The organism is Hymenobacter cellulosilyticus (assembly GCF_022919215.1).
Lineage (GTDB): Bacteria > Bacteroidota > Bacteroidia > Cytophagales > Hymenobacteraceae > Hymenobacter > Hymenobacter cellulosilyticus.
Genome location: NZ_CP095046.1, coordinates 5,690,121 through 5,714,055, shown reverse-complemented (window position 1 = coordinate 5,714,055; position 23,935 = coordinate 5,690,121). Strand labels below are relative to the sequence as shown.

Here is a 23,935-nt window from a genome sequence, read left to right as displayed (position 1 = left end):
TGGCAAGACTCACCTTAACTCGTCAGTAGCGGCTAGGACGTAATGTCCGGCTGGGCCCGCACCATATCTTCCCATTCCTGCACCAGCGGCCCCGTAACCACCGGCCGACCGGCGCGGCGGTACCAGTAAGCGGCATTGCCCAGGTCGCCTTCCTGGCGGTGAAGGTAGGCGTGCAGCCAGTTGTGCAAAGCGTCTTGCTCATTGGCCTGCGCCAGTTGATGGGCGGGGTTCCACTCCTGCCGGCCGGCGTGCCAGAGGCCGCGCAACACGTCCGACACGCCCGCCGGGGGCTCAGGTGCGGCCAGGCTGGCCACGAAGAATTCGTAAGTCATGGGGCGAATATATTGAACAGGAAATACACGAAGCGTTGTTAGGGAGCTAACCATTCGGGCCGCCGGCGGTTTATGCAAGCGCGGCGCCTGGAGTTTGCGTATTTTTGTCCGGCCTCCGGGCCCTTTCTTCTGATTTTTCATTCTCACTTTCAGCCCATTCTTTACCAATGGCAACGTATCCTGAATACATGGTGGCTCCTATCCGGCAAGACCTCACGTCGGCCGGCTTCGAGCAACTGATGACCCCCGAAGAAGTTGATTCGGTTTTGAACACCCAGAGCGGCACGGTGCTGCTGGCCGTTAACTCGGTCTGCGGCTGCGCCGCCGCCAAAGCCCGCCCCGCCCTGAAAATGGCCGTGTCGAGCTCCGAGAAGAAGCCTGCCAAGCTCGTAACCGTATTTGCCGGCATGGAAACCGAAGCCGTAGCCAAGGCCCGGGAGCATATGCTGCCCTATCCTCCCTCGTCGCCCAGCATTGCTTTGTTCAAAGACGGCGAGCTGGTGCACGTCATCGAGCGGCACCACATCGAAGGCAACGACCTGATGCGCATTGTCGACAACCTGCAGGGCGCTTTCGAAGAGTACTGCTAGATTGCTTTAGTGCTTGCCAATAAAAAGGCCCGGTAGCAGCTGCTACCGGGCCTTTTTTGTATGATGCAAACGAAGCTTACAAGCCCAGCGACTTGAAGAAGGCGTCCTGGTTGGGCTCCCGGCCCAGGAAGGCCTTCACCAGGTTATATTCCTCATCGGTGCCGCCGCGGGCCAGGATCATGTCTCGGTAACGCAGACCGGTTTTCTGATCCATAATGCCGTTCTTCTCAAACACGGAGAACATATCCTCGGCGTACACCTTGGACCACATATAGCCGTAATAGCCGGCGCCGTAGCCGGTGAGGTGGCCAAAAGCAGCCTGCATGTTGGTGCCGTCGAGGTAGGCGAAGGGCGTAATCTGGTTTTGCAGGCGCTTCACCACGTCGGTGGTCGTCTCGGTGCCGTTGGGGTCAAACTTATCGTGCAGGGTCATGTCGAGCGTGCCGTACAGAATCTGCTGGGAAGCACCGATGCCGGAGCCCACGTTGCGGGCCGCCCACATCTTGTCGTATAAATCCTTGGGCAGCACTTCGTTGGTCTGGTAATGCTTGGCAAAGGTCTTCAGGGCGTCATAGTTCCAGGCCCAGTTCTCCAGAATCTGGGAGGGAGCTTCCACGAAGTCGCGCTTCACGCTGGTGCCCGATTGGCTGCTGAGCTCAGCCGTGGTCAGCAGGTTGTGCATCACGTGACCAAACTCGTGGAAGAAGGTTACGACCTGCGAGTGGCTCATCAAAGCGGGCTTGCCGGCGGCGGGTGGGTTAAAGTTGCACAGCAGCACGGCCTGGGGCAGCTGGTAGCCCTTGGGCGTGGCCTTGCCGCTGCTCACCCCGAAGCAGGCGGCGTGGGTGTACTTGTTGTCGCGCGGAAACAGGTCGATGTAGAAGCGGCCGATGAGCTTACCGTCGCGCTGCACCTCAAACATGCGGGCATCTTTGTGCCACACCGAGGGGTCTTTCACCTCGTTAAACTTCAGGGCAAACAGGCTCTGCGTGGTCTGAAACAGGCCATCCACCACCTTGCTCACCTCGAAATACTCTTTCACTTTCTCGGCGTCGAGCTTGTACTTGTCCTTCATCAGCAGGTTGTTGTAGAAGGCGCTTTCCCAGGCGTTGATGGTTTTGGCGCTGGGGTCCTTGGTGTAGGCGCGCTTCACCACGAGAAGCTCCTCCAGATCCTGCTGGCTTTTCTGCTTTACCCGGTCTACCAGCTTGGTTTCGAAGGCCCACACCGTTTCGGGCGTTTTGGCCATGCGCGAACTGGTTTGGTAGGCAGCATAGGTCTTGTAGCCCAGCAGCGTGGCCTTTTTCTGACGCTCTACCAGCAACTGCTTCAGTACGTCGAGGTTTTTGTCGGCGGCGCGGTTGTTATATAAGATGTAGAGTTGCTTGCGCAGGGCATCCGACTCGGCATACTTCATAAAGGTGCCGTAAGCGGGGCCGTCCAGCCCGATGCGGTAGGCGTCGCCGGCCTTGGGGCGGCTCTTGATGTAGTCCTCGGGCAGGCCCTTCATGTCGGCCGCATTCACCAGCAAAAAGCCCTGATCCTTGGCAATGTTGGCCCCGAAGGCCAGGCTCAAATCCCCGATTTTGTCATTGATGGCCTGCAATTCCTTGCGTTTCTCGGGCGTGAGGGCAAAACCGTTGCGCTCGTAGTCCTCCACCGTTTCGGTCAGGTACTTCTTGCGGGCCCCGGTCAGGCTCTGGGCTTCCTTGGTCTTGGAGTAGTCCTTCACCGCCCGGTACAGTTGCTCATCGAGCTCCAGCTCGTTGCCGTACTTGCTGATCTGGGCAATGCTGCGCTGGGCCTGGTTGCGGATAGCCGAGTCGGGGCTGGCATTAAACAGGATGCTGATGGGCCCGGCCACATTGCCGATATGGTCGCCCAGGTTGTCGAGGGCCAGCATGGTGTTGGCGAAGGTGCGCTTAGTGGCCGGCACCTTATAGATGGCCTGCAACGACGCCTTGGTGTCGCTGATGACCATGTCGGTAGCTTGCTTCACGTCGGCTTTGGTAGCCCGCCGAAAGTCGATAACCTGGTTGAAGCCCGGCGTGAGCGGGTTGGTGGGCGGCGCGGGTTTGTCGGCGGCCGTGCTCAGCAGACTTGCCAAGCTGGCCAGGGCCGTAAAGCCGAGTTGCCGGGCCCTGGAAGAGGAGAGGTGAAGCATAGAAAGTGGAGTTAGGGAGATGCAGAGCCCAAGATACGCAGGCACCGGAATAGTCTAATTACACGATTCTGCCCGGCGGGCTGCTTGCCTTCCACGTCGGCTTCCTGCAAAAATGCCCCCAGAGCCTGCAAACAGCCTTTCCGAAGAGTACTCAAAGTCATTGGCGGGTTTGGAGCAAAACATTAGGATGTTTTGCTCCACTCTTGGGCAAGAGTTGGACAAGTCCTGCCCAAGAGTTGACTCAATCGTCGGCATGTTTTGCACACCCCACCCCGTAGCCTGAAAAGAATCCTATTCTTACCCAGCCAAAAAGCCACCCCGGCAGAGGTGGCTTTTTGGCTGGGTATAGTAAAGTAAAGCGTCATGTCGACCAACGGGAGACATCTCGCGTGCAATAGTGACTAGATTACTCTGGCAACGTCAGCACGCGAGATGTCTCCTCTCTGCTTGAAGCGCAGAATGGTCGACATGACGTTCTAAATTGTGGCTCTAGTTGGCGTATTCGCTCAGGAACTTGATGCGCATCAGGCGCAGGTCTTCCTCGGTGTACTCATCGGGGCCGAGCTCCTTGAGGGCCACGGCAATGTTGTCGGTGCTGGCCTGCAGGAAATAGTCGGTGATTTCGTCCTGCCGGTCCTGGTCGAGCACCCCGTCGATGTAGTAGTCGAGGTTGAGCTTGGTACCGGAGTAGCAGATGTGCTCAATCTCCTCCATCAGCTCCCGCATATCGATACCCTTGGAGGCGGCAATCTCCTCCAGGTCCATCTTCTTATCGATCTGCTGAATGATGTAGATCTTGATCTTCGACTTGTTGACGGCCGATTTGACCACCACGTCGGCAGCCGTCACGATGTCGTTTTCGTCGACGTACTTCTGGATCAGCGCCAGGAAGGGCTGGCCAAACTTCTGCGCCTTGCCCAGGCCCACACCGCCCACGTGGGCGAGGTCGTCCATCTTGGTAGGGAAGGTCGTGGCCATTTCCTTCAGGCTCGGGTCCTGAAACAGCACGTAGGGGGGCAGGTTCTTCTCCTTGGCTATCTTCTTGCGCAAGGATTTCAGCATCTCAAAAAGGGCGGCGTCGTGACCCGCGGCTTCCTGGACTTCCTCTTTTTCTTGCTCTTCTTTCACCTCTTCCTCGTAGTTGTGGTCCTTGGTGAGTTTGATTGAATGCGGATTCTCAATGAAATCTAAGCCTTTGGGGCAAATTTTCACTACCCCGAAGTTTTCAATATCCTTTTCCAGGAAGCCATTCAGCAAGGTCTGGCGCAGCAACGAGTGCCAGAAGGCCGCGTCGTGGTCTTTGCCTACGCCATAAATTGGCAGGGCGTTATGGCCGTAGCTTTCCACGTGGGCGTTGTTCATACCCATGAGCACGGTGCCGATGTGCTCGATGCCGAAGCGCTCCTCGGTCTGCACCACGGCTTTCAGGGCCATCAGTACCTCGTCTTTGGCCTCGAAGCGCTCCTTGGGGTGCTTGCAGTTGTCGCAAAAGCCGCAGTCCTTCTCGAAATGCTCGCCGAAGTAGTGCAGCAGCTGCTTGCGGCGGCACACGGCCGAGTCGGCGTAGTTAGCCATTTCCTGCAGCAGCAGCTTGGAGTTGTCGCGCTCCGTCACGGGCTTGTCCTTGTTGAACTTCTCCAGCTTCACGATGTCGTCGTAGCTGTAGAACATCAGGCAGTTGCCTTCCAGGCCGTCGCGGCCGCCGCGGCCGGTTTCCTGGTAGTAGCCCTCAATAGACTTGGGCGTGTCGTAGTGAATCACGAAGCGCACGTCGGGCTTGTCGATGCCCATACCGAAGGCAATGGTCGCCACAATCACGTCGGCCTCTTCGTTGAGGAAGGCGTCCTGGTTGGCCATGCGCACGTGCGGGTCGAGGCCGGCGTGGTAGGGCAGAGCCTTCACGTCATTGACGCGCAGCAGCTCGGCAATTTCCTCCACCTTCTTGCGGGAGAGGCAGTACACGATGCCCGCCTTGTTCTTATGCTGCTTCACATACTGAATCAGCTGCTTCTTGGTGTTGTGCTTGGGCCGCACCTCGTAATAGAGGTTGGTGCGGTTAAACGAGGTCTTGAACACCGAAGCCTCGTCCATCTGCAGGTTCTTCTGGATGTCGAGCTGCACCTTGGGCGTGGCCGTGGCCGTGAGGGCAATAATCGGTACCTGTCCGATATTGTCGATAATGCCCCGGATGCGGCGGTACTCGGGGCGGAAGTCGTGGCCCCACTCCGAAATACAGTGGGCCTCATCAATAGCCACGAAGCTAATGGTGGCCTTCTGCAGGAAGTCGATGGTTTCGTCTTTGGTCAGGCTCTCGGGCGCCACATACAGCAGCTTTACTTCGCCGCTGATGACGTCCTTTTTCACCCGGTTCATCTCCGACTTCGACAGGGTCGAGTTCAGAAACTGGGCGTTTACCCCGAAGGCGTTGAGCTGATCCACCTGATTTTTCATCAGGGCAATCAGGGGCGAAATAACGATGGCCGTGCCGGGCAGAATCAGCGCGGGCAGCTGGTAGCACAAGGACTTACCGGCGCCAGTGGGCATTATCACGAAGGTGTTGTTGCCCTCGATGACGTTCTGAATGATGGCTTCCTGGGTACCACGAAACTGACCGTACCCAAAAACTTCCTTTAACTTGCCTTTCAGATCAGCCTCTCGCTTGACTGCTTGTTTTACCGCTGGCATCGACATTTCCACTTGCTCTTTTGAGTTGCAGACTTGAGCACCAGCACAGCTAGTGTTGGTTACTCAATCTAGACAAATTTAGATTGAAACAGCAGAACGACACCAACACAATTGCAAAAAAAGTGCTTCTCGAAGAAGCTGACGCCGTTCGGGGTGTGGCCGAGGCCATTGCCCTGACGCCGGATTTTGCACAATGCGTAGCCGCCATACTCTCTTTACGGGGTAGAGTCGTGGTTACCGGCATCGGAAAGAGTGCCCACATTGCGGGCAAAATGGTGGCCACATTGAACTCCACGGGCACGCCCGCGCTGTTTATGCACGCCGCCGATGCCATTCACGGCGACCTGGGCATGATTCAGCCCGAGGATTTCGTCATTGCCATCAGCAAGAGCGGCGACACGCCCGAAATAAAAGTGCTGGTGCCGCTGCTGAAGCGCAAGGGCGTGCCGCTGGCGGCCCTGGTCAGCAATGCCGACTCCTACCTAGGCGTGCAGGCCGACTACGTGTTGCACGCCCCCGTGACTAAGGAGGCCTGTCCGCACAACCTGGCGCCCACGACCAGCACCACCGCCGCCCTGGCCCTGGGCGACGCGCTGGCCGTGTGCCTGCTCGAGTCGCGCGAGTTCACCTCCGCCGACTTTGCCCGCCTGCATCCCGGTGGCACGCTGGGTAAGAAGCTGTACCTGAAAGTAGGCGACCTGAGCCGGCAAAACCAGACCCCTCAAGTGCTGGAAAACGCCCCGCTCAAGGACATCATCCTGGAAATATCGGGCAAGCGCCTCGGGGCCACGGCTGTGCTGGCTCTAGCCGACGGGCACCTGCTGGGTATTATTACTGACGGCGACCTGCGGCGTATGCTCACCAACTTCACCCGGCTGGAAGACGTGCGGGCCCGCGACATCATGACGCCACAGCCCATGACCATCGATGTGGAAGACTTTGCGGCCGAGGCGCTGGTGCGGATGCAGAGCCGGAACATCACCCAGTTGATTGTCACGGAAAATGGGCAATTTAGTGGGTTCATTCACTTGCACGATTTACTACGCGAAGGCTTGGTGTAGTAAAATTGTTACATTTATTTACGATTAAATACTATGTTTGTTTTCCCCAAACCTGGTATTACACTTTAATCAGCTTTTTCTGATGAATCAGAATACGTTCCTCGTCGTGATGGCCGGCGGCATTGGCAGCCGCTTCTGGCCTTTCAGCCGCACGCACCTGCCCAAGCAGTTTCACGATGTAATGGGCGTGGGTCGCTCCATGCTCCAGCTTACCGTAGACCGGTTCAAGGAAATCTGCCCCGCCGACAACGTCTTCGTGGTCACCAACCGCGACTATATGGATCTGGTGCAGCAGCACCTGCCCGAGCTGCCCCCCAGCCAGATCCTGGGTGAGCCTATTGGCCGGAATACGGCGCCCTGCATTGCTTATGCCAGCTACTGCATTGCCAAGCGCAACCCCAAGGCGACTATCATTGTGACGCCCGCTGACCACGCCGTGCTGCACGAGGAAGAATTCCGAACCATCATTCGTCAGGCGGTGGAAGTGGCCGAAAACCACGATGTACTGCTCACCCTGGGCATTCAGCCGTCCCGCCCCGATACCGGCTACGGCTACATTCAGTACATCGACGAGGACAGCAAGAGCGGCCTGCCCCGGGGCGTAAAGAAGGTTAAGACCTTCACCGAAAAGCCGAATCTGGAGCTGGCCCGCATGTTTGTGGAAAGCGGTGACTTTCTGTGGAATTCGGGCCTGTTTGTGTGGCGCGCCGACGTTATTATTCACGCTTTCCATCAGTACCTGGCCGACATTGCCGAGGTATTCGATGAAGGCATCAGTGAGTTGGGCACCGAGCAGGAAGCGGATTTTATTGCCCAGGCCTACACCCGCTGCCGCAACATCAGCATCGACTATGGGGTGATGGAAAAGGCTGACAACGTGTACGTGCTGCCCGCCGACTTTGGCTGGAGCGACTTGGGCACCTGGGACTCCCTGCACCGCATGGGCCACCACGACGCCGACAACAACGTGGTAGACGGCGACGCGCTGCTCTACGACACGCGGGAGTGCGTCATCAAAACGCCTTCGGAGCGCCTCGTAGTGGTGCAGGGCCTCGACGGCTATATCATAGCCGAGTACGACAACGTGCTGCTGATCTGCAAGCGCACGGAAGAGCAGCGCGTGAAGGAATTCGTAGCCGACGTGAAGTCGAAAAAAGGCACTGGCTACAACTAACCTCCACCTGCTCAACTGCTATACAAAAAGGCCCGCTGCATCGTGCAGCGGGCCTTTTCTTTATACCCCAAACCGGAATTGGCCGGACTAGAAAGCTATAATGGCATTAACGCGGACGGCCGGAGCTTGGAGTTTGGTGCGGGTTTCGTAGTGCTGGTTAAAGCCCGAGGTTCGGTCATTGCTGCTGACGGAGTTGGGCGCACGAAGCACGTCGTAGTACACCTCCGGGTTCAGGTAAAAGTGCTTCCAAGTGCGAATTCTGAAGCCTAAGCCGGTACTGTTGCCTACCCCATTGGATTTCACGGCTACATCCGTGTTCAGGCAGCCGCAAAGGCCGCCGGTATAATTGCTCTCGGAGGTGAAGCGGCGGTAATAAAAGTCGCTGAAGACATACAGCCACGGGGCCGTAGCAATAGGGGAGTACTGGGCCCCGAGCCGCAGCCGCAGGTCTTTCCCTGTCGACCCGCCTACGGGACAGTCGGCGCAGTTATTGACGGTTCCGGTATTGTCTTTGCCGGTATTGTAGCTAACGCCGGAGCGCAAACCGAAGCGTCCGAGGTTGTAGCGGAACACCGCTCCCGATGCCCATTGAGCTTTATCGTTGAGTTGGCTGCTGGCGTAGTTATACGTCTGCTTGGCGAAGGGGAATAATTGACCACCTCCAGGCCCGCCTCAAAACGGTGGGGCTGGTCCTGGGCATGAGCCGCAAAGGTAAAACCAGTTAGAAGGGCCGCAGTCAGGGTAGTTTTCAGCATGATGAATAGGAATAGCGGTTGGCGGGAAAAGGCGGAATACGCCCACGAACTAGAAATAGGAGCCCAGGGTGGGGCCAAAAGTTGCAGCGCATTGCTAAAATCAATTCTGTTCGTAGGCAGGCTTTGGGGTTGCGCTATAAATGAAAAGCCCGCGGAACAGGCGTTCCGCAGGCTTTTCATTATGAGATGTAGAAGCTACTGCCCGCTTTTCAGGCGCTGGCGCAGTACTTCAAACAGCATGATGCCGCTGGCTACCGACACGTTGAGCGAGCCAATCTGGCCGGCCATGGGAATGCGCAGCTTGTGGTCGGCCAGCTTCAGGTATTCGGGCGAGATGCCGTCTTCCTCGCTGCCCATGAGCACGGCTACCGGGCCGGTCATATCCACGGTTTCGGCTTCCAGGCTAGCGTCCGACTTCTCGGTGCAGGCAATGATAGTCACGCCGGACTGCTGCAGAAACGTGATGGTTTCTTTTAAATTCGGCTCCCGGCATACCGGAATCAGGTTGAGGGCGCCGGCTGAGGTTTTCAGCGCGTCGCCATTAATCTGGGCCGCACCCCGGCTGGGCACTACAATGGCGTGCACGCCCATACATTCGGCGTTGCGGGCAATGGAGCCAAAGTTGCGCACGTCCGTAATCCGGTCGAGCAGCAGGAGCAGGGGTGTTTTGCCTTCCTCGTACAAGCCCGCCAGGATGCTGTCGAGCGGCTGGTAGTCGATAGGCGACACGAAAGCCACGGCGCCCTGGTGGTTTTTGCGGGTCAGGTCGTTGAGCTTCTCAATGGGCACCAGCGACATGGGAACGTTGGCAGCTTTGGCCAGCTCCGTAATTTCCTGAGTGACGCTGTTCTTGGTGCCGCGCAGCAGGAAAATCTTCTCCAGAGTCCGGCCAGCGCTCAACGCCTCCAGAATAGGGCGCAGACCAAACAGCATATCGATGCTGCGGTCGGCGGCGGGCTTGTGCGGGTAGCGCGGCTTAAAGTCACCGCCACTGTTGCCGCGCGAGTCCCGGGAACCTTCCCCACGAGACTCCCGGCCGGGCCCGCGCTGCTCCCGGCGGTCATCATTGCCGCGCTCTTCGCGACTTACCGGACGGTTTTCGCTGTTATAAAACGTGCGGCGCTCATTCAGCGGCCGCTCCGGGCGGTCATCATTCCTTTTCTCCATTGCTCAACGGCGGCATACCACAGCATTTCATACTCCGGCCGGCGCACCAATTCATAGTGTTCGGGGGCAAAGGTACTGGGTTTGTGCCGGAACGTATACGTGGTGCTGCCGTCCTTGGTGCTCCGGTACACCCAGTGCTCTTCACTAACTGTCCGATAAACGGTTTCGGGGCACCCAGCACGATGTAGAGCATGCCCCGGTCGGTCATCCAGCCGGCTTTGTGAGCGGTAAACAGCTGATTGGCCGCTGCTACCCGGCCGTAGTACGTGCGAATCAGCTGGCGGGCCTGGGTCTGGTTGCCGCCGGCCACTTTCAGCCAAAACTCGTCTACTGCCCGCTTCGGTACCTGGGCATCCAGCAAAGCCCGGCGCTCGGCAGAAGTCGTTAAGTAGATAAGGGGCTGAATGAGCTCATCAGCCGTGTTTAGCTCGGGGAAGTCTTCATCAGTCACCAGCAGGCCCACGGGAAGTGGTGTGCCTGCCACCCGCAAGGCATACAGGCCCGTCTGGCGCACTACCACCAGCTGCCCGCCGCGAAAGAAAAGGGAATCTCGGGCTGGCAGCTTGCGTGGCTGGGGGGAGCCCCTGCCGTCGACATGGGTGGCAGGGCGGCCGTGAAGCCAGAGTCGTAGCGTTTGACCGTCAGCGGCTTATCGGGACCGTAGCAGTCAATCAGGAACGGTTCTGCAAGGCGTACGTAACGGCGCAGCAGCGGGTCACCAAGGGAGTCGGTGAGCAGGAAGGGGCGGGCCAGGCGCTCTTTGGTAAGGCTGAGCCAAGCAGTTTCACCGGCGTCGGCGTCGTCTTCCGGGGCACAGGTGGCGCTCAACACCTGGCCGGGCTGCAGGGCCGAAGCTGGCACACAAAAGTCAACCCAGGCCGCTGCCTTCACCAGTCGAATACGCCGGGCCAGGTGGCGCACGGTGTCGCGCCAGAGCGGGCGTTTGGCTTGGTAGTTTTCCCAACCAGCCAGGCGCAGCGGCTGTCCGCGCTGCAGCACGCTGCCATCGGGAAAGAATAGGTAAATGCGCAGACTGTCGCCCTCCCGGCGGGTATCGGCCTGAATACGGCGTAAGGGCTGATACTGACCGGTAAAGTCGCGTCGTTGCGCGGTCAGCGGGTGAGCCGCTACACTAAGCAAAAGCAACAAGCCCAGGGTAAGGCAGTGAAGGAAAGCAGCAGGCATACAGTAAAGCTTAGACTACTCGCAATATCGACCAAAAACCGGGCCCGGGCCGTCTGGGCTGCGGTTGCCTTTTTCTACGGTGCTGCGGGGCAAACTGCTAAACACAAAAACAGCCGCCCTGGAGCAGGACGGCTGTTTTTGTATAATGGTTAGGCTGACAGAACCTTATTGACGAGGGTAGTACTGGTTCAGCAAGTCTACAGCCTTTTTGGCCCGGGCCTGGTCACCTACCTCTTCAGCAGCGCGGTACACGCTCTGCAGGGCCAGCAGGTTGGTTTGTACTTCCATGTCAAACAGGGAGTTGCTGTGGGTGCTGTAGTACGCCAACGACTGCTCGGCGCGGCTGGTCATGGTGTCCATGATTTCGTTGGCCCGGGCCTTTTCGCCTACCTGCATCAGCGGTACCACAAACTGCGGCACGTAATAATCGTAGCGAATAGACTTGTCGGGCATTACTTGGAAGCACTTGTCGAGCACCTGCTTGGCCGTGGCTTTGTCGCCGGCAGCCAGGTAAGCTTCGGCCAGGCGCGAGAATTTGTCGCGGTAGTTGGCTGGGAAGCGCAGGTTGTTTTCGTCGTAGAAAATGTCGGCCCGGTCCAGGTTGCGGAAGGCAAACTTTTTCATCATGTTCTCAAACATGAGGTCTTTGGCCACGTAGCCCTCGTTGCCGCGCGGGTCGTAGTTAGGGTCCTTGGCGGGCAGAACTCGATACGCCATGCCTTCAAGCTGGAAGTAGGGCTGCAGGTTCATGAAGTCGGCCGAGTTCACCGTGCTGGAGAAGTAGATAGGCCGCTTCCAGTTGTTGGTGGCCAGCATGTCCAGAATCACCAGGTTTTTCTTCTCGATGGCGCCTTTGCCCATATCCCACTCCATGCGGCTCACAAGCTGCTTGCGGCGGTCTTTGGGAATAATGCCCAGGGCTTCTACGGCCGAGGTATCCACGGGCAGGTAGAACTTGCGGGTCGGAAAGGAGAGCAGGGGCCGGCCGCTTTGGGTTTGCACCTGCAACAGCTGGCTGTTCTGATCTACAAGGCCAATAAACTCGCGCAGGTTTACTTCCTGCACCGCGGGGTTCTCCACGTAGGGCAGGTAGTCGTTGGTTCCCTGGGCGTAGTTGTCGCTCTTCATCGAGATGGGCAGGGGCTGCGACAAATAAGCGCGGCGCTTCATCTGCTCGATGTACCAGTCAGTGTTGAGGTAGCTCAATACGGCCACGCGCACGTCGGTTCGCACGCCTTCCACTTCCTGGGCGTACCAAAGCGGGAAAGTGTCGTTGTCGCCGTTGGTAAACAGAATAGCGTTTGGAGCACAGGAGTTTAGCAGGTTTTTGGCCGAGTCCACCGAGTTGTAGCGGTCCGAACGGTCGTGGTCGTCCCAGCCTTGGGCCACCATCAGCGCGGGCGCCAGCAGGCCTACCAGGGTAGCCGCCACAGCGCGGGCACCATCAGCCTTCAGCACGGCTTTCAGCAGATCGGCCAGACCCAGCACACCCAGGCCAATCCAGATGGCAAAAGCATACGTAGCACCGGTGAAGGTATAGTCCCGCTCCCGGGGCTCAATCGGGGGCTGATTGAGGTAGAACACAATAGCTAGGCCGGTGAATACGAACAGCAGGCCAATTACTAAGGCGTTGCGTCCATCACGCCGCACGTGAAAGAACAGGCCAATCAGGCCCATAATCAGCGGAATGGCGAAGAAATTATTGCGGGCTGGGCTGGTCGCAATCCGCTCGGGTAGCTCGTTTTTGCTTAGGCTAGTTGGCCACACCACGCCGGCCTGCTGGATATCACTGTCGCGACCTACATAGTTCCAGAGGAAGTAGCGCCAGTACATGTGGCCCATCTGGTAGCGCATCAGGAAGCTCAGGTTCTGGCCCATCGTGGGCTTCACGCCTTCCTGAATGTCGACCCACTTCTTGTAGTTGTAGATATGCTCGGGGCCGGGCTGTAGATACGGGGAATCAGCATCTTGTCCGTGTCACGGTAGATGGTTTCGAGGCGGCGCTCGGCCACCACGTACTTATCACCGCGGCGCACGTAGCGCGGAGCACCTTCTTTCTGATCAACGGGCTCGGCATTGAACTGCGGGCCGTAGAGCAGGGGCCGGTCGCCGTACTGCTCCCGCTTCAGGTAGCTCACGAAGGACAGCACATCCTTCGGGGCGTTTTCGTTGATGGTCGGCTCGTAGCTGCTGCGAATCGGCACAATCAGATAAGACGAGTAGCCAATCAGAATGAACACGAAGCTCAGCATGGCCGTGTTGACCAAGCGGTTGTGCGTCGTGAAAGAATAGCGGAAGCCAAACCAGATCAGGGCCACAAACAGCAGCAAGAAGAAAATCAAGCCCGAGTTGAAGGGCAGGCCGATGCTGTTTACAAAGAACACCTCGAAGGCACCGGCCAGCGTGGGCAAGCCGGGAATAATACCGGCCAGAATCAGGCCCACAATCACGCTGCTGATAACCAGCGTGAAGATGCCACCCCACATGGTCGGGTTCTGGTAGCGGCGGTAGTAGTAGATAAAGCCCAGGGCCGGAATAGCCAGCAGGTTGAGCAAGTGGACCCCAATGCTGAGGCCAATAACGTAGGCAATCAGGATCAGCCACTTATCGGAATCGGCCTCGTCGGCGCGGTTTTCCCACTTGAGCATAATCCAGACGACGGCCGCCGTACACAGGGCCGACATGGCGTACACTTCGGCCTCTACGGCGTTGAACCAGAACGAGTCGGAGAAGGCAAAGGCCAGGGCTCCAACTACGCCGGCACCCAGGACCAGCAGAGTCTGGCCGCCGGTGGGTTCCACGTGGCGATTGTCGTGCATGCCTGGCTGGTTTACCACGAGCTTTTTGGCCAGCATCGTGATGGTCCAGAACAGGAACAGCACGGTGAACGAGCTGCTCAGGGCCGACAGGAAGTTGACCAGCACCGATACTTTCGTAACGTCGCCGAAGGAGAAGAGGGAGAACAGGCGGCCCAGCAGCAGGAAGGTGGGGGCACCCGGGGGTGGGGCACCAGCAGCTTATAGGAGCAGGCAATAAACTCGCCGCAGTCCCAGAAGCTGGCTGTGGGTTCTAAGGTGAGTAGGTAAGTAACGGTGGCAATGGCAAAGACGAGCCAACCAACTAGATTATTCAGGCTTTTGTAACTCCGCATACTGGTTTAATCAGAGAAGGGCCAAAAGTAGGCAATAAATCTGGCCATGCCGCACGCCCAATTCACACACCTGCTGGCGGCTATATTCGGCAGCGGACATAAAAAAAGCAGCCAGAATATCTGGCTGCCTCTAAGAAAAGCTTTGAAGCCTGGAAAGTTCAGGCCTGCAAAATCAAGCGTTTGGTGCTGACTACTTTATCATTAACCAGCAGGCTGTAGAAGTATACTCCGGCGGGTAGGTCCGAGAGGTTAATCTGCATGCCTTCGGCTTCAATTTCGGGTTTGAGGCTGATCATACGCACCTCTCGCCCAATAATGTTGCTGAAGCGCAGCTTGTAGTTTTCCCCTGTTTTAGGCACCAATGACACCATTACCAGCCCCGGCTGGGGTTGGGATACACGCTTAGGGTAACGGCCTGAGCGCCTTCACCAGGTCGGCTGGGTGCTTGCTGAATCGGGTAAGCCGGGCGGTGCTGGCCCAGGGAAGTGTGAATCGTGCTGGCTAGGGCAGATACCTGCGCCAGGACCAAGGTCAGCAGTAAAAACAGACGCGTAGAAGTTTTCATATTCTAGGATTCAGAGTAGGAGCCGGGCAAAGCGCCGACTGAGGTTGTGCACTCGGTAAAGACAAGCACCGTGCCTTATTTTTTGCAGCAGTCAGGGCTTACCCGCTGGTAAGGTAGACAATCCTGGCGGTCAAAGGTTTAATGCAAGGGCCAGTCTTGCTGGCGCCGCCTACGAAACTATTTATGTATATATTTAATTTCCTGAAGAGCAAAACTTCTGAGCTCTTTGTTTATTTCTACTACCAGGCGGCCGGTTTCATCCACGCCCACAATCTGGCCTTGCACGGCTTGGCCATCTACTTCGTAGTCGTGGTTTTCCTGGTAGCGGTACAGGGCCTGCAGATAATCGAAGCGCAGGGCTGCCACACGGCCGGCGCGGAGCATCAGGTAGCGCCGCTCCAGGCTTTCGAGCAGGCGGGAGATGAGCGTTTTGAGGGGATATGCCCGGCCCGTCAGCCAGGCCAGGGAGGTGGCGGTGGGCATTCCAAATTCCCGCTGATTCACATTTATCCCAATACCCACCACACTATATTGAATCTTGGAGCCGCTTATGGTGTTTTCAATCAGGATACCACCCAGCTTCTGAGAGCCGTAATAAATGTCGTTCGGCCACTTCAGGCGCAGGCCAGCATCGGGACCCAGCAGGCTTTTGGCCCAGTCGAGCACACCCAGCGCTACAGCTTGGCTGAGCTGAAACTGGTCGGTGGGAGCCAGGAAGGTTGGCTGCCAGATTACCGATAATGTCAGGTTTTCGCCCGGGCTGGCTTCCCAGCGGTTACCACGTTGGCCCCGCCCAGCGGTCTGTTTGTCGGTTATAACCGTACAACCATCGGTGGCGCTGTTTTTGACAATAAGAGCCTGTGCCTCGGTGTTTGTCGAGGCGCATTCGGGCAACCAAACAATTTGTTGGCCCGTGAAGAGGGTTTGGGGGATAGTGCCTCCACCTGATTTTCTTACTTTGTGCGTTCAAACCTAATAATACCCTATGAAAAGTACCCTGGTTCGGCAGGATTCAGACAGATTGGCAGACGTAGTAGTACGCGGCATGCAGGAGAAAAAGGCGGCCGATATCGTGGTGCTCAATCTGAAGGACCTTAAAAACGCAGTAGCGGATTATTTCATCATTTGCTCTGCTTCCTCCGATACCCAACTGGACGCCATTGCGCGTTCCGTGGAAGAAGAAGTTGAAAAGCTTACCGGTCAGAACCCCTGGCAAACGGAAGGCCGCATGAACCGGGAATGGGTACTGCTCGACTATGTCGACGTAGTGGTTCACATCTTCCTGCGTGACCGTCGGCAGTTCTACGCACTGGAAGAGTTGTGGGGTGATGCGGAAATAAAATATATCACGGAAGAAGCCGAAGCCGTTTAAAGTAAAACCGGCTTTGGTACGTCTTAACAACTAGGGTGGGCGGCTGTTCCGCCTTTGTTTTTCGTTTAGAAATCCTTTTCATGCCAGATACAAGCCCCAAAAAGAAAAAACCAATGCTGCCCTCGCCGGCTCCCCGGCCGAGTATGCAGATGTGGGTGCTGGCTGGGTTGGTGGTGTTCATCTTTGGGATGCTCTTCATCAACCGCAGCAGTTCCACAATTGAAATAAAGCAGCAGCGCTTTAAGCAGATGCTGCTGGCCGGCGACGTGAAAGACGTGACGCTGGTCAACGACCGGGTGGTAGAAGTGGCCCTGAAGCCGGAGGCGGCTAATAACGCCAAGTACAGCCAGGAGTTGCGGCAGCGTGGCCCCCTGTCGATGGATGCGGGTCCTCAGTACAGCTTCCGCGTTATTGACGGCAAAAGCTTCAAGGAAGACCTGGACAAAATGCAGGCAGGCCTCCCGGATACCCAACAGGTAGGCCTGAACATTGAGACCAAGCAGGGCTACGGTGAATACATCACCAGTTGGGGCCTGATCCTGGTACTCTTCGTTGGCTTCTGGTTCCTAATGCGCCGCATGAGCGGGGCAGGCGGGCCTGGTGGTCAGATCTTTAACATCGGTAAAAGCCGCGCCGCTCTTTTCGAAGGTGGCGACAAAGTAAAGGTGACGTTTAAAGACGTAGCTGGTCTGGAAGAAGCTAAGGAAGAGGTAGAGGAAATCGTTGAGTTCCTCAAAAATCCCTCGAAGTTCACCGTGCTGGGTGGTAAAATCCCCAAAGGTGCTTTGCTGGTAGGTCCTCCCGGTACGGGTAAGACCCTGATGGCAAAAGCCGTAGCCGGTGAAGCCGACGTGCCGTTCTTCTCCCTGTCGGGCTCCGACTTCGTGGAAATGTTTGTCGGGGTTGGTGCGGCCCGGGTTCGGGACTTGTTTAAGCAAGCCAAAGCTAAGGCGCCCTGCATCATCTTCATCGACGAAATTGACGCCATTGGTCGCAGCCGCAGCCGCGGAAACGTGCCCGGCGGCAACGATGAGCGGGAAAACACCCTAAACTCCCTGCTGGTAGAAATGGACGGTTTCGGTACCGACTCCGGGGTCATCATCCTGGCTGCTACCAACCGCCCCGACACGCTTGACTCGGCGTTGCTGCGTCCCGGCCGCTTCGACCGGCAGATCAGCATCGACAAGCCCGATATTAACGGCCGCACCCAGATTTTCGACGTGCACTTGAAGCCGCTGACCTTGGGTTCCGATGTGGATGCCCGTAAGCTGGCCGCTCAGACGCCTGGTTTTGCCGGTGCTGAAATTGCCAACGTCTGCAACGAAGCCGCCCTGATTGCCGCCCGCCGCGACAAAAAGATGGTGACCATGCAGGACTTCACCGATGCCGTAGACCGTGTTATCGGTGGCCTGGAAAAGCGGAACAAGATTATTTCGCCCAACGAGAAGCGGATTGTAGCTTACCACGAAGCTGGTCACGCCATTGCTGGCTGGTTCCTGGAGCATGCCGACCCGCTGGTAAAAGTGAGCATCGTGCCCCGTGGGGTGGCAGCCCTGGGTTACGCCCAGTATCTGCCCCGCGAGCAGTTCCTCTACAACACCGAGCAGCTGACCGACGAGATGTGCATGGCCCTGGGTGGCCGCGCCGCTGAAGAGTTGGTGTTCGGTAAAATATCTACCGGTGCCTTGTCGGATCTGGAGCGCATTACGAAGATGGCCTACAGCATCGTGACCATGTACGGCATGAATGCCAAGCTGGGCAACATCTCGTACTACGACTCGAAAGGCCAGAACGAGTACGGCTTCTCGAAGCCTTATTCGGAGGCTACTTCCCAGTTGATTGACGAGGAAGTACGCACCATCATTGACAATGCCTACACTCGTACCAAGGAGTTGCTCACCGAGCGCCGCCACGAGCTGGAAGTAATTGCCAAGGAGCTGCTGGAGAAAGAAGTGCTGCTGCAGGAAGACCTCGAGCGTCTGGTGGGCAAGCGCCCCTACGACAACCAGACTTCTTATCAGGCGCACATGGCCGGCACCGACCGTAGCGAGACGCTGAGTGAGCGGAAGCAGGAGCACCCCGTTCCGCTGAGCAACGACTTGCCCGAGAACAACCTGCCGGGCCTGGAAAACCGGCCGCGGGAAGCCGGCAACGACATCCCAACGGGCAGCACGGTTTCGCTCGACGTTTAAAAAGAACTTTATGCTTAGAAAAAGCCAGCCTGTTTCGGGCTGGCTTTTTTGCTTTTACTGAGGTTTGCGTATAGTGCCGCTGTGGCCTGTCGGCGTTACTCTCTATCTTTGACTACTTCCTCACCTGTCTTACGTGGTGATTCCTATGTCCGAAACTTCCCGCGACATCATCCTGCGCCGCATCCGCGAATCGTTGCAGCAGCCGGCTCCCCAGCCTGCCGCGCCCGATTTTACGCTGCCTCTGCACCCCGCACCCTCCGACGACTTAGCCGTTACGTTTGCCGAAAGCTTCGTGCGGGCCGGGGGCGTATTCTACTACTGCGTGTCGGAAGAGCATTTCTACGACCAGCTCTTCACCTACAAAAAAGATAAGTCGCTCGACAACCTGTACGTGTGGGAGCCGGAACTGAAAAAGATGCTGCACGCGGGCGGAATCGGCTTTATCGGCGACGAAACCGACTGGCTGAGCAAGGCCGATGCGGGCCTGACGACCTGCGAGGCCCTAGTAGCCCGGACGGGGAGCGTGCTGGTAAGCGCGGCTACGGCCAGCGGTCGGCGCCTGAGTATCTATCCCGACCAGCATTTGGTGCTGGCCCGCGCTTCCCAGATTGTACCCGACATTGGCGACGCACTCAAGCGGGTGCAGGAAGGCCACGACAAACTGCCCTCCATGATTTCGCTCACGACGGGCCCCAGTCGCACGGCTGATATTGAAAAAACGCTGGTGCTCGGAGCTCATGGTCCGCGCAGCATCGTGTTGTTTTTACTGGATGACGCGCCTGAAGCAACTGCCTGATCTTACTCTAGCGCCTGGCCGCAAAGTATATTTTGCCTCCGATTTTCACTTAGGAGCCCCCGACGCCGCCCGCTCGGCCGAGCGGGAGCGGAAAATCGTGCGCTGGCTCGACCAGGTTTCGGCTGATGCCGCCGCTATTTACCTGGTCGGCGACATCTTCGACTTCTGGTTTGAGTACCGGCACGCCATTCCCCGTGGTTTTATCCGGCTGCAGGGCAAGCTGGCCGAACTAACCGACGCAGGCATTCCGGTGACTTTCTTTACTGGCAACCACGACATGTGGATGTTCGACTACTTTACCAAGGAGCTCAACATTCCCATCCTGCGTAATCCAGTTAGTCAGCGCATCGGCAACCAGGAGTTTCATATCGGCCACGGCGACGGGCTCGGCCCGAAGGATTACACCTATAAAGTCCTGAAGCGGGTTTTTGCCAGCCCCATTGCCCAATGGCTGTTTGCCCGTCTGCACCCGAATTTTGGCATTGGCCTGGCCAACAAATGGAGCCAGCGTAGCCGTATCCAGAATGGCGCGGCCGATGAGAAGTACTTCGGCGAGGATGAGTGGCTGCTGGTGTACTGCCGGGAGCTGGAGCAGCAGCAGCACCACGACTACTACGTGTTTGGCCACCGGCACCTGCCCCTGAACGTGGCCGTGACGCCCCAGAGCCGCTACGTGAACCTGGGGGAGTGGGTCAATTATTGCTCCTACGCCGTATATGATGGGCATGAACTGGTCTTGCGGCACTTCGAGCAGAATGGAGAACTCAAAATCCACGGGTAGAGGCGCCCGACTAGGCAAGCAATGGCTGTTGCCGTCCGTTGCCTTCGGGCTGAGTTTTGTCTTCTCTACCCCGACTTTTGCCCAAACCACGGTCCCCTCGGCGGCTTCGGTGGTGCCCGCTGGCAAGCCCGCCCCGGCGGCTCCCGCTCCGGTAGTAAATGCTGCGGCCCAGACCGTGCCGGTAGCCGATGCCAACGGCTGGACGCTGACCCGCACTATTACCCTAACCCAGCCTGGCCCGGCTTCTCTGGACCGGCGCGGTAATCTGTACCTGGCCGATAACCAGAACAACATCCGGCAGTACGGCCCTGATGGGCAGGCACTGAATACCTTTTCGCCCCCGCAGCCCGGCAACACCGCCCAGATTGAAGCCTGGAATACGGCCAAGGTACTTGTGTTCTACGACGACCGGCAGCAGATTCTGATGCTGGACCGGTTTATGGCCCCGCTCACCCAGTTTCGCCTCTCGGATGTGCTGGATGGACTGGTGCGCACCGCTACGCTGGCTCCCGACGACCGGCTCTGGCTGCTGGATGAAAGCAACCTGGCCCTGCGTCAATATGACCCGGCCGGGCAGCGCATGGTGGTTTCCACCCAGATGGACCTGCTGATTGGTCGTTCCAAGCCCGACTTTCGGTTTATGCGCCAGTATCAGAACAACCTGTATCTGGTAGACCGCAGCAGTGGCATCTACGTGTTCGATAACCTGGGCAATTACCGCAAAAAGCTGCCTTTCCCGGGCTTGAGCACTATTGGCTTCCGCAACGACGAGCTGTATTATCTGGCCGACAACGTAGTACACTTCTTTCACCTTTACAACCTCACTGACCGGACGTTGCCGCTGCCTGCCGGAACTGCGGATGTGCGGCAGGTGCTGCTAGGGGAGCAGTTTGCCTATGTTATAACACCGCTTGGAGTGCAGGTATACAAGCTCTAAGAGTAGGTAACGCAGCCAGATTTCCGGCCCGTGAAGAGCAACCAGGAGCCTGCCGCCAGCAGGCTCTTTTTGTGCACATATTCAAAGTAGATTTGAAATATCTTTAAAATAATGGGCTGAATATTACGAGGTCTACGGCTTAGGTCAGGTTGCTGCCGCTGTTTTTTCTATCTTTAACAGGTCCGCCTGCCTAAGGCCGGACCCCGTATCCTCGTCCTTTAGCTTACTTGATGCGCTACTCTGTTGAGCTGTATTCCCGCTTTTTCGTTTCTCCCTTAGTTCTTACTGCTGCACTTCTGCTGGGTGCCGCCACTGCGGCCCTCGGGCAACAAGAGCGGCCGGCCCTGTTGAAACTGGCCCCGCCGTGCGTCGGGTAGCCCCGGGCAGCCCGCAGACGGTGCGAATAAGTGTCCGGCAGAAAGATGCTTTCCTGACTTGGGCCCAACAGGCGCTGCCGGCCCTTAAGGTAAAAACCGTACCGGCGGCTGGCGCCGCTATTCTGCAAGTCGAGAACGTGACGGCCGCTCAATTGCAGCAACTCAGCGCCTCGCCCTACGTCAACTTTGTCGACGTGCCCAACCGTCGGGCTCACGATGAACGGCAGCTTAATCAGTCGGACCTTTCGGTCAATAAGATTACCACCGCGCATTCCCGGTTTCCCCAACTGGGTGGGCAGGGCCTGACTATTTCCATCAAAGAAGATTCTTTCGACCCAACCGATATTGATTTTAAGGGCCGTGTGGTGTCCAGCAACTTGTTTAAGCAAGCCGCTTCCCCGCACGCCACGGCTATTGCCACGCTGGTAGGCGGAGCCGGCAACTCGGCTCCTTCGGGTAGGGGAGTGGCCTGGCAGGCGCGCTTGGCCACTTCCAGCTACGACAACCTGCTCCCCGACGACGGAGCAATTCTAACTCAGGCCGGAGTTTCGGTGCAAAACCACTCTTATGGCGTAGCGGCCATTGAGAATTACTACGGCTTGGAGTCGCAGGCGTATGATCAGCAAAGCCGGCAGTACCCGAACTTGCTGCACGTGTTTTCGTCCGGTAACGTCGGCACCCAAACCAGTACCGAAGGCCGGTACGCGGGTATTCCCAAGGTGGCTAACCTGACCGGGCAGTTCAAAACGTCCAAGAACACCCTGAGCGTGGGAGCTACTGATGAAGCCGGCCAAGTGGCGCCGCTCAGCTCCCGCGGTCCGGCTTATGATGGGCGCATCAAGCCCGAGCTGGTAGCATTCGGAGCGGGTGGTACCTCCGAGTCGGCGGCGCTGGTGTCGGGCATTGGGGCCCTGGTGCAGCAGTCATACCAGCTGCAAAACGGTGGGGCGTTGCCTTCGGCCGCGCTGGTCAAGGCCGTGCTACTCAACAGCGCCGACGATACCGGCCGCCCCGGCCCCGATTTCGACAGCGGGTTTGGACAGGTAGATGCCGTAGGAGCCGTACAAACGGTGCAAGCCAAGCGTTATTTCCTGGGCTCAACGGCCGCCGCTGGCCTGCGCACCTTTCCGGTGACCGTGCCTGCCGGGCAGCAGGAACTGAAAGTAACCCTGGCCTGGGCCGACCCCGAGGCGTCGCCTACGACCCCGCAGGCGCTGATTAACGATTTGGACTTGGTGCTGGTGCACGTGGCTTCCGGCCGGCGCTGGCAGCCCTGGGTGCTGAGTTCTTATCCGCACGCCGACTCTCTGACCCTGCTTCCCAAGCGCCGGGCCGACCATCTTAATAACGTGGAGCAAGTCAGCATTGCCGTGCCTGAAGCCGGGAGTACATCATTCAGGTGCGCGGATTAGCAATAGCTGGGACCCAAGACTTTGGCGTTGCTTACGAATATAGCGCGGGCTTTGAGTGGGTGCGGCCCGGGGCTGCTACTAATTTGCGTCCGGGAGCTACCAGCTTTCTGCGCTGGCAATGGTCGGGCCCGGCAGCTACGGTCGGCCAGTTGGAGTACCAGCCTCTAGGCTCCAGCAAGTGGCGCGTACTGCAAGCCGGCATCCCGCTGGCGCAAAGCAATTATGCCTGGCCCGTACCCGATACGACTACCCTGGCTCGGGTGCGGATGGTGGCTGGCAGCGGCACCTTTGTTTCCGATACGTTCACTGTGGCCCGGCCCCTGACGCCCACCGTCGGCTATGCCTGCCAGGATGAAGCCTTGATTCAGTGGGAGCAGGTGCCGGGCGCCAGCCGCTACCAGGTCTACCAACTAGTGCAGAATTACCTGGAGCCTTATGTAATTACTACCGATACGGCGCTGGTGCTGAACAAGGCGCAGATGCAGATTCGTTATTACGCCGTGGCGCCCATTATGGGGAAGCTGCTGGGCGAGAGAGGCAACACCATCGAGTTTACGGAGCAGGGTACGGCCTGCTACGTCAAAAGCTTCATTCCCCGGTCTGTCGTAACCGACACCGTGCTGTTTGATCTGGAAATCGGGACTACGTTCGGGGTGAAGTCTATATCCCTGGAGCGTCTGACTGCGGCTGGGCCCACGGTAGTCCAGACAATTTCGCCGGTAACGGCTCGGCAGCTGAGCTTTCTGGACAACAACCCGGCTCCGGGCCGCAATGAGTACCGGGTGCGGCTCGACTTAGCCAAGGGCGGGGTGGTATACAGCGACACGGAGCAAGTGCAGTTTGCGCGTCCCCGCGAAGTCCAGGCTTTTCCCAACCCAATTGTGGCCGGCGAACAGCTTCAAATCCTGGTAGCGGAAAGCGGCCCGGCCAAGATTCAGCTCTACGATATGACGGGCCACCTCGTGCGGGAAAGCACCGACACGGGCACCATCCGAACATTGTCGACGGTCGGCATAGCCAAAGGCTTGTATCTGTTGCGCGTCCAAACCGGGGACCGCACCACGATGACGACCAGGGTAGTGGTGCTATAAGCCTGCTGAGAACCGGGCCAAGTAGAGAAGCAGCACGCAGCAATAGCCGAAGAGCTCCGCTAGCCGGGCTCTTCGGCATTAGAGTCCGGTCACTCAGTACCAGCAGCCACGAAGCGCGTCGAACCTGCGGGGCTGCATAAGGAAGCAG

At 57.9% G+C, this 23,935-nt stretch carries 22 protein-coding genes; 10 read left to right on the top strand and 12 right to left on the bottom strand.

Features of this window, described 5'->3' with window-relative positions:
* Window positions 1-32: 32 nt before the first annotated feature.
* Window positions 33-332, bottom strand: a complete 300-nt coding sequence (locus MUN79_RS27915; RefSeq protein WP_244675712.1) for a hypothetical protein — start codon at window positions 330-332, stop codon at window positions 33-35.
* Between the two features lie 167 nt (window positions 333-499).
* Between MUN79_RS27915 and MUN79_RS27910 the strand changes: the two genes are divergently transcribed.
* Entirely contained in the window at window positions 500-922 is a 423-nt protein-coding gene (locus tag MUN79_RS27910) for a BrxA/BrxB family bacilliredoxin (protein WP_100337443.1), read from the top strand.
* A 76-nt stretch (window positions 923-998) separates the two neighbouring features.
* Here the strand turns inward: MUN79_RS27910 and MUN79_RS27905 are convergent, their stop codons facing one another.
* Both MUN79_RS27905 and recQ read right to left on the bottom strand, forming a co-directional pair.
* A complete protein-coding gene (locus MUN79_RS27905) occupies window positions 999-3,086 on the bottom strand; it encodes a M3 family metallopeptidase (protein ID WP_244675711.1) in 2,088 nt (695 codons plus the stop codon).
* 489 nt (window positions 3,087-3,575) lie between these two features.
* Window positions 3,576-5,771: a DNA helicase RecQ gene (gene recQ / locus MUN79_RS27900; protein ID WP_244675710.1), complete on the bottom strand. Its 2,196-nt coding sequence runs from the start codon at window positions 5,769-5,771 to the stop codon at window positions 3,576-3,578.
* 83 nt (window positions 5,772-5,854) lie between these two features.
* Here recQ and MUN79_RS27895 point away from each other — a divergent pair, with 83 nt between their 5' ends.
* Together MUN79_RS27895 and MUN79_RS27890 are read left to right on the top strand one after the other, a co-directional pair.
* Complete coding sequence (locus MUN79_RS27895; RefSeq protein ID WP_375378205.1) at window positions 5,855-6,832, top strand: KpsF/GutQ family sugar-phosphate isomerase; 978 nt, start codon at window positions 5,855-5,857, stop codon at window positions 6,830-6,832.
* Between the two features lie 82 nt (window positions 6,833-6,914).
* Window positions 6,915-8,006 carry a mannose-1-phosphate guanylyltransferase gene (locus MUN79_RS27890; RefSeq protein ID WP_244675708.1) on the top strand — a complete coding sequence of 364 codons (1,092 nt, stop codon included), beginning with the start codon at window positions 6,915-6,917 and terminating at the stop codon, window positions 8,004-8,006.
* Window positions 8,007-8,093: 87 nt separating this feature from the next.
* On the opposite strand, the gene MUN79_RS27885 is transcribed toward MUN79_RS27890, so the two are convergent.
* From MUN79_RS27885 to MUN79_RS27845, 9 genes are all read right to left on the bottom strand, one after another.
* Window positions 8,094-8,549, bottom strand: coding sequence for a hypothetical protein (locus tag MUN79_RS27885; RefSeq protein WP_244675707.1), 456 nt, complete (start codon window positions 8,547-8,549; stop codon window positions 8,094-8,096).
* Between the two features lie 407 nt (window positions 8,550-8,956).
* Window positions 8,957-9,928 (bottom strand): 23S rRNA (guanosine(2251)-2'-O)-methyltransferase RlmB, encoded by a 972-nt coding sequence (gene rlmB / locus MUN79_RS27880; RefSeq protein WP_311136622.1) that lies wholly within the window; start codon window positions 9,926-9,928, stop codon window positions 8,957-8,959.
* Complete coding sequence (locus MUN79_RS27875) at window positions 9,912-10,442, bottom strand: GWxTD domain-containing protein (RefSeq protein WP_244675706.1); 531 nt, start codon at window positions 10,440-10,442, stop codon at window positions 9,912-9,914. The genes rlmB and MUN79_RS27875 overlap by 17 nt, the downstream gene beginning before the upstream one ends.
* Window positions 10,442-11,113, bottom strand: coding sequence for a hypothetical protein (locus tag MUN79_RS27870; RefSeq protein WP_244675705.1), 672 nt, complete (start codon window positions 11,111-11,113; stop codon window positions 10,442-10,444). The genes MUN79_RS27875 and MUN79_RS27870 overlap by 1 nt, the downstream gene beginning before the upstream one ends.
* Before the next feature lie 165 nt (window positions 11,114-11,278).
* Window positions 11,279-13,003, bottom strand: coding sequence for a hypothetical protein (locus MUN79_RS27865; protein ID WP_244675704.1), 1,725 nt, complete (start codon window positions 13,001-13,003; stop codon window positions 11,279-11,281).
* Window positions 13,000-14,079: a glycosyltransferase family 117 protein gene (locus MUN79_RS27860; protein ID WP_244678407.1), complete on the bottom strand. Its 1,080-nt coding sequence runs from the start codon at window positions 14,077-14,079 to the stop codon at window positions 13,000-13,002. Before MUN79_RS27860 ends, MUN79_RS27865 begins: the two co-directional genes overlap by 4 nt.
* A gap of 343 nt (window positions 14,080-14,422) precedes the next feature.
* Window positions 14,423-14,635, bottom strand: a complete 213-nt coding sequence (locus MUN79_RS27855) for a T9SS type A sorting domain-containing protein (protein WP_244675703.1) — start codon at window positions 14,633-14,635, stop codon at window positions 14,423-14,425.
* Window positions 14,635-14,829: a hypothetical protein gene (locus tag MUN79_RS27850; protein WP_244675702.1), complete on the bottom strand. Its 195-nt coding sequence runs from the start codon at window positions 14,827-14,829 to the stop codon at window positions 14,635-14,637. The genes MUN79_RS27855 and MUN79_RS27850 overlap by 1 nt, the downstream gene beginning before the upstream one ends.
* Before the next feature lie 177 nt (window positions 14,830-15,006).
* Window positions 15,007-15,723 carry a biotin--[acetyl-CoA-carboxylase] ligase gene (locus MUN79_RS27845; RefSeq protein ID WP_244675701.1) on the bottom strand — a complete coding sequence of 239 codons (717 nt, stop codon included), beginning with the start codon at window positions 15,721-15,723 and terminating at the stop codon, window positions 15,007-15,009.
* 91 nt (window positions 15,724-15,814) lie between these two features.
* Between MUN79_RS27845 and rsfS the strand changes: the two genes are divergently transcribed.
* From rsfS to MUN79_RS27810, 7 genes are all read left to right on the top strand, one after another.
* Window positions 15,815-16,201, top strand: a complete 387-nt coding sequence (rsfS, locus tag MUN79_RS27840) for a ribosome silencing factor (RefSeq protein WP_100337452.1) — start codon at window positions 15,815-15,817, stop codon at window positions 16,199-16,201.
* Between the two features lie 80 nt (window positions 16,202-16,281).
* Complete coding sequence (gene ftsH / locus MUN79_RS27835) at window positions 16,282-18,393, top strand: ATP-dependent zinc metalloprotease FtsH (RefSeq protein ID WP_244675700.1); 2,112 nt, start codon at window positions 16,282-16,284, stop codon at window positions 18,391-18,393.
* Between the two features lie 145 nt (window positions 18,394-18,538).
* Window positions 18,539-19,189 carry a LutC/YkgG family protein gene (locus MUN79_RS27830; RefSeq protein ID WP_244675699.1) on the top strand — a complete coding sequence of 217 codons (651 nt, stop codon included), beginning with the start codon at window positions 18,539-18,541 and terminating at the stop codon, window positions 19,187-19,189.
* A complete protein-coding gene (locus MUN79_RS27825) occupies window positions 19,164-19,970 on the top strand; it encodes a UDP-2,3-diacylglucosamine diphosphatase (protein WP_244675698.1) in 807 nt (268 codons plus the stop codon). Before MUN79_RS27830 ends, MUN79_RS27825 begins: the two co-directional genes overlap by 26 nt.
* Window positions 19,971-19,998: 28 nt before the next feature.
* The gene (locus tag MUN79_RS27820; RefSeq protein WP_244675697.1) at window positions 19,999-20,907 is read left to right on the top strand and encodes an NHL repeat-containing protein; all 909 of its coding nucleotides are present in this window, start codon (window positions 19,999-20,001) and stop codon (window positions 20,905-20,907) included.
* A 364-nt stretch (window positions 20,908-21,271) separates the two neighbouring features.
* A complete protein-coding gene (locus MUN79_RS27815; protein ID WP_244675696.1) occupies window positions 21,272-22,696 on the top strand; it encodes a S8 family serine peptidase in 1,425 nt (474 codons plus the stop codon).
* An 83-nt stretch (window positions 22,697-22,779) separates the two neighbouring features.
* A complete protein-coding gene (locus MUN79_RS27810) occupies window positions 22,780-23,787 on the top strand; it encodes a T9SS type A sorting domain-containing protein (RefSeq protein ID WP_244675695.1) in 1,008 nt (335 codons plus the stop codon).
* The last annotated feature ends 148 nt before the right edge of the window (window positions 23,788-23,935 follow it).

What these genes read in the sequence shown, in the direction of transcription:
- MUN79_RS27915 (WP_244675712.1), bottom strand. Translation starts at nt 332, where the DNA reads ATGACTTACGAATTCTTCGTGGCCAGCCTGGCCGCACCTGAGCCCCCG.
- MUN79_RS27910 (WP_100337443.1), top strand. Translation starts at nt 500, where the DNA reads ATGGCAACGTATCCTGAATACATGGTGGCTCCTATCCGGCAAGACCTC.
- MUN79_RS27905 (WP_244675711.1), bottom strand. Translation starts at nt 3,086, where the DNA reads ATGCTTCACCTCTCCTCTTCCAGGGCCCGGCAACTCGGCTTTACGGCC.
- recQ (WP_244675710.1), bottom strand. Translation starts at nt 5,771, where the DNA reads ATGCCAGCGGTAAAACAAGCAGTCAAGCGAGAGGCTGATCTGAAAGGC.
- MUN79_RS27890 (WP_244675708.1), top strand. Translation starts at nt 6,915, where the DNA reads ATGAATCAGAATACGTTCCTCGTCGTGATGGCCGGCGGCATTGGCAGC.
- rlmB (WP_311136622.1), bottom strand. Translation starts at nt 9,928, where the DNA reads ATGGAGAAAAGGAATGATGACCGCCCGGAGCGGCCGCTGAATGAGCGC.
- MUN79_RS27870 (WP_244675705.1), bottom strand. Translation starts at nt 11,113, where the DNA reads ATGCCTGCTGCTTTCCTTCACTGCCTTACCCTGGGCTTGTTGCTTTTG.
- MUN79_RS27855 (WP_244675703.1), bottom strand. Translation starts at nt 14,635, where the DNA reads ATGGTGTCATTGGTGCCTAAAACAGGGGAAAACTACAAGCTGCGCTTC.
- MUN79_RS27850 (WP_244675702.1), bottom strand. Translation starts at nt 14,829, where the DNA reads ATGAAAACTTCTACGCGTCTGTTTTTACTGCTGACCTTGGTCCTGGCG.
- rsfS (WP_100337452.1), top strand. Translation starts at nt 15,815, where the DNA reads ATGAAAAGTACCCTGGTTCGGCAGGATTCAGACAGATTGGCAGACGTA.
- ftsH (WP_244675700.1), top strand. Translation starts at nt 16,282, where the DNA reads ATGCCAGATACAAGCCCCAAAAAGAAAAAACCAATGCTGCCCTCGCCG.
- MUN79_RS27830 (WP_244675699.1), top strand. Translation starts at nt 18,539, where the DNA reads ATGTCCGAAACTTCCCGCGACATCATCCTGCGCCGCATCCGCGAATCG.
- MUN79_RS27825 (WP_244675698.1), top strand. Translation starts at nt 19,164, where the DNA reads ATGACGCGCCTGAAGCAACTGCCTGATCTTACTCTAGCGCCTGGCCGC.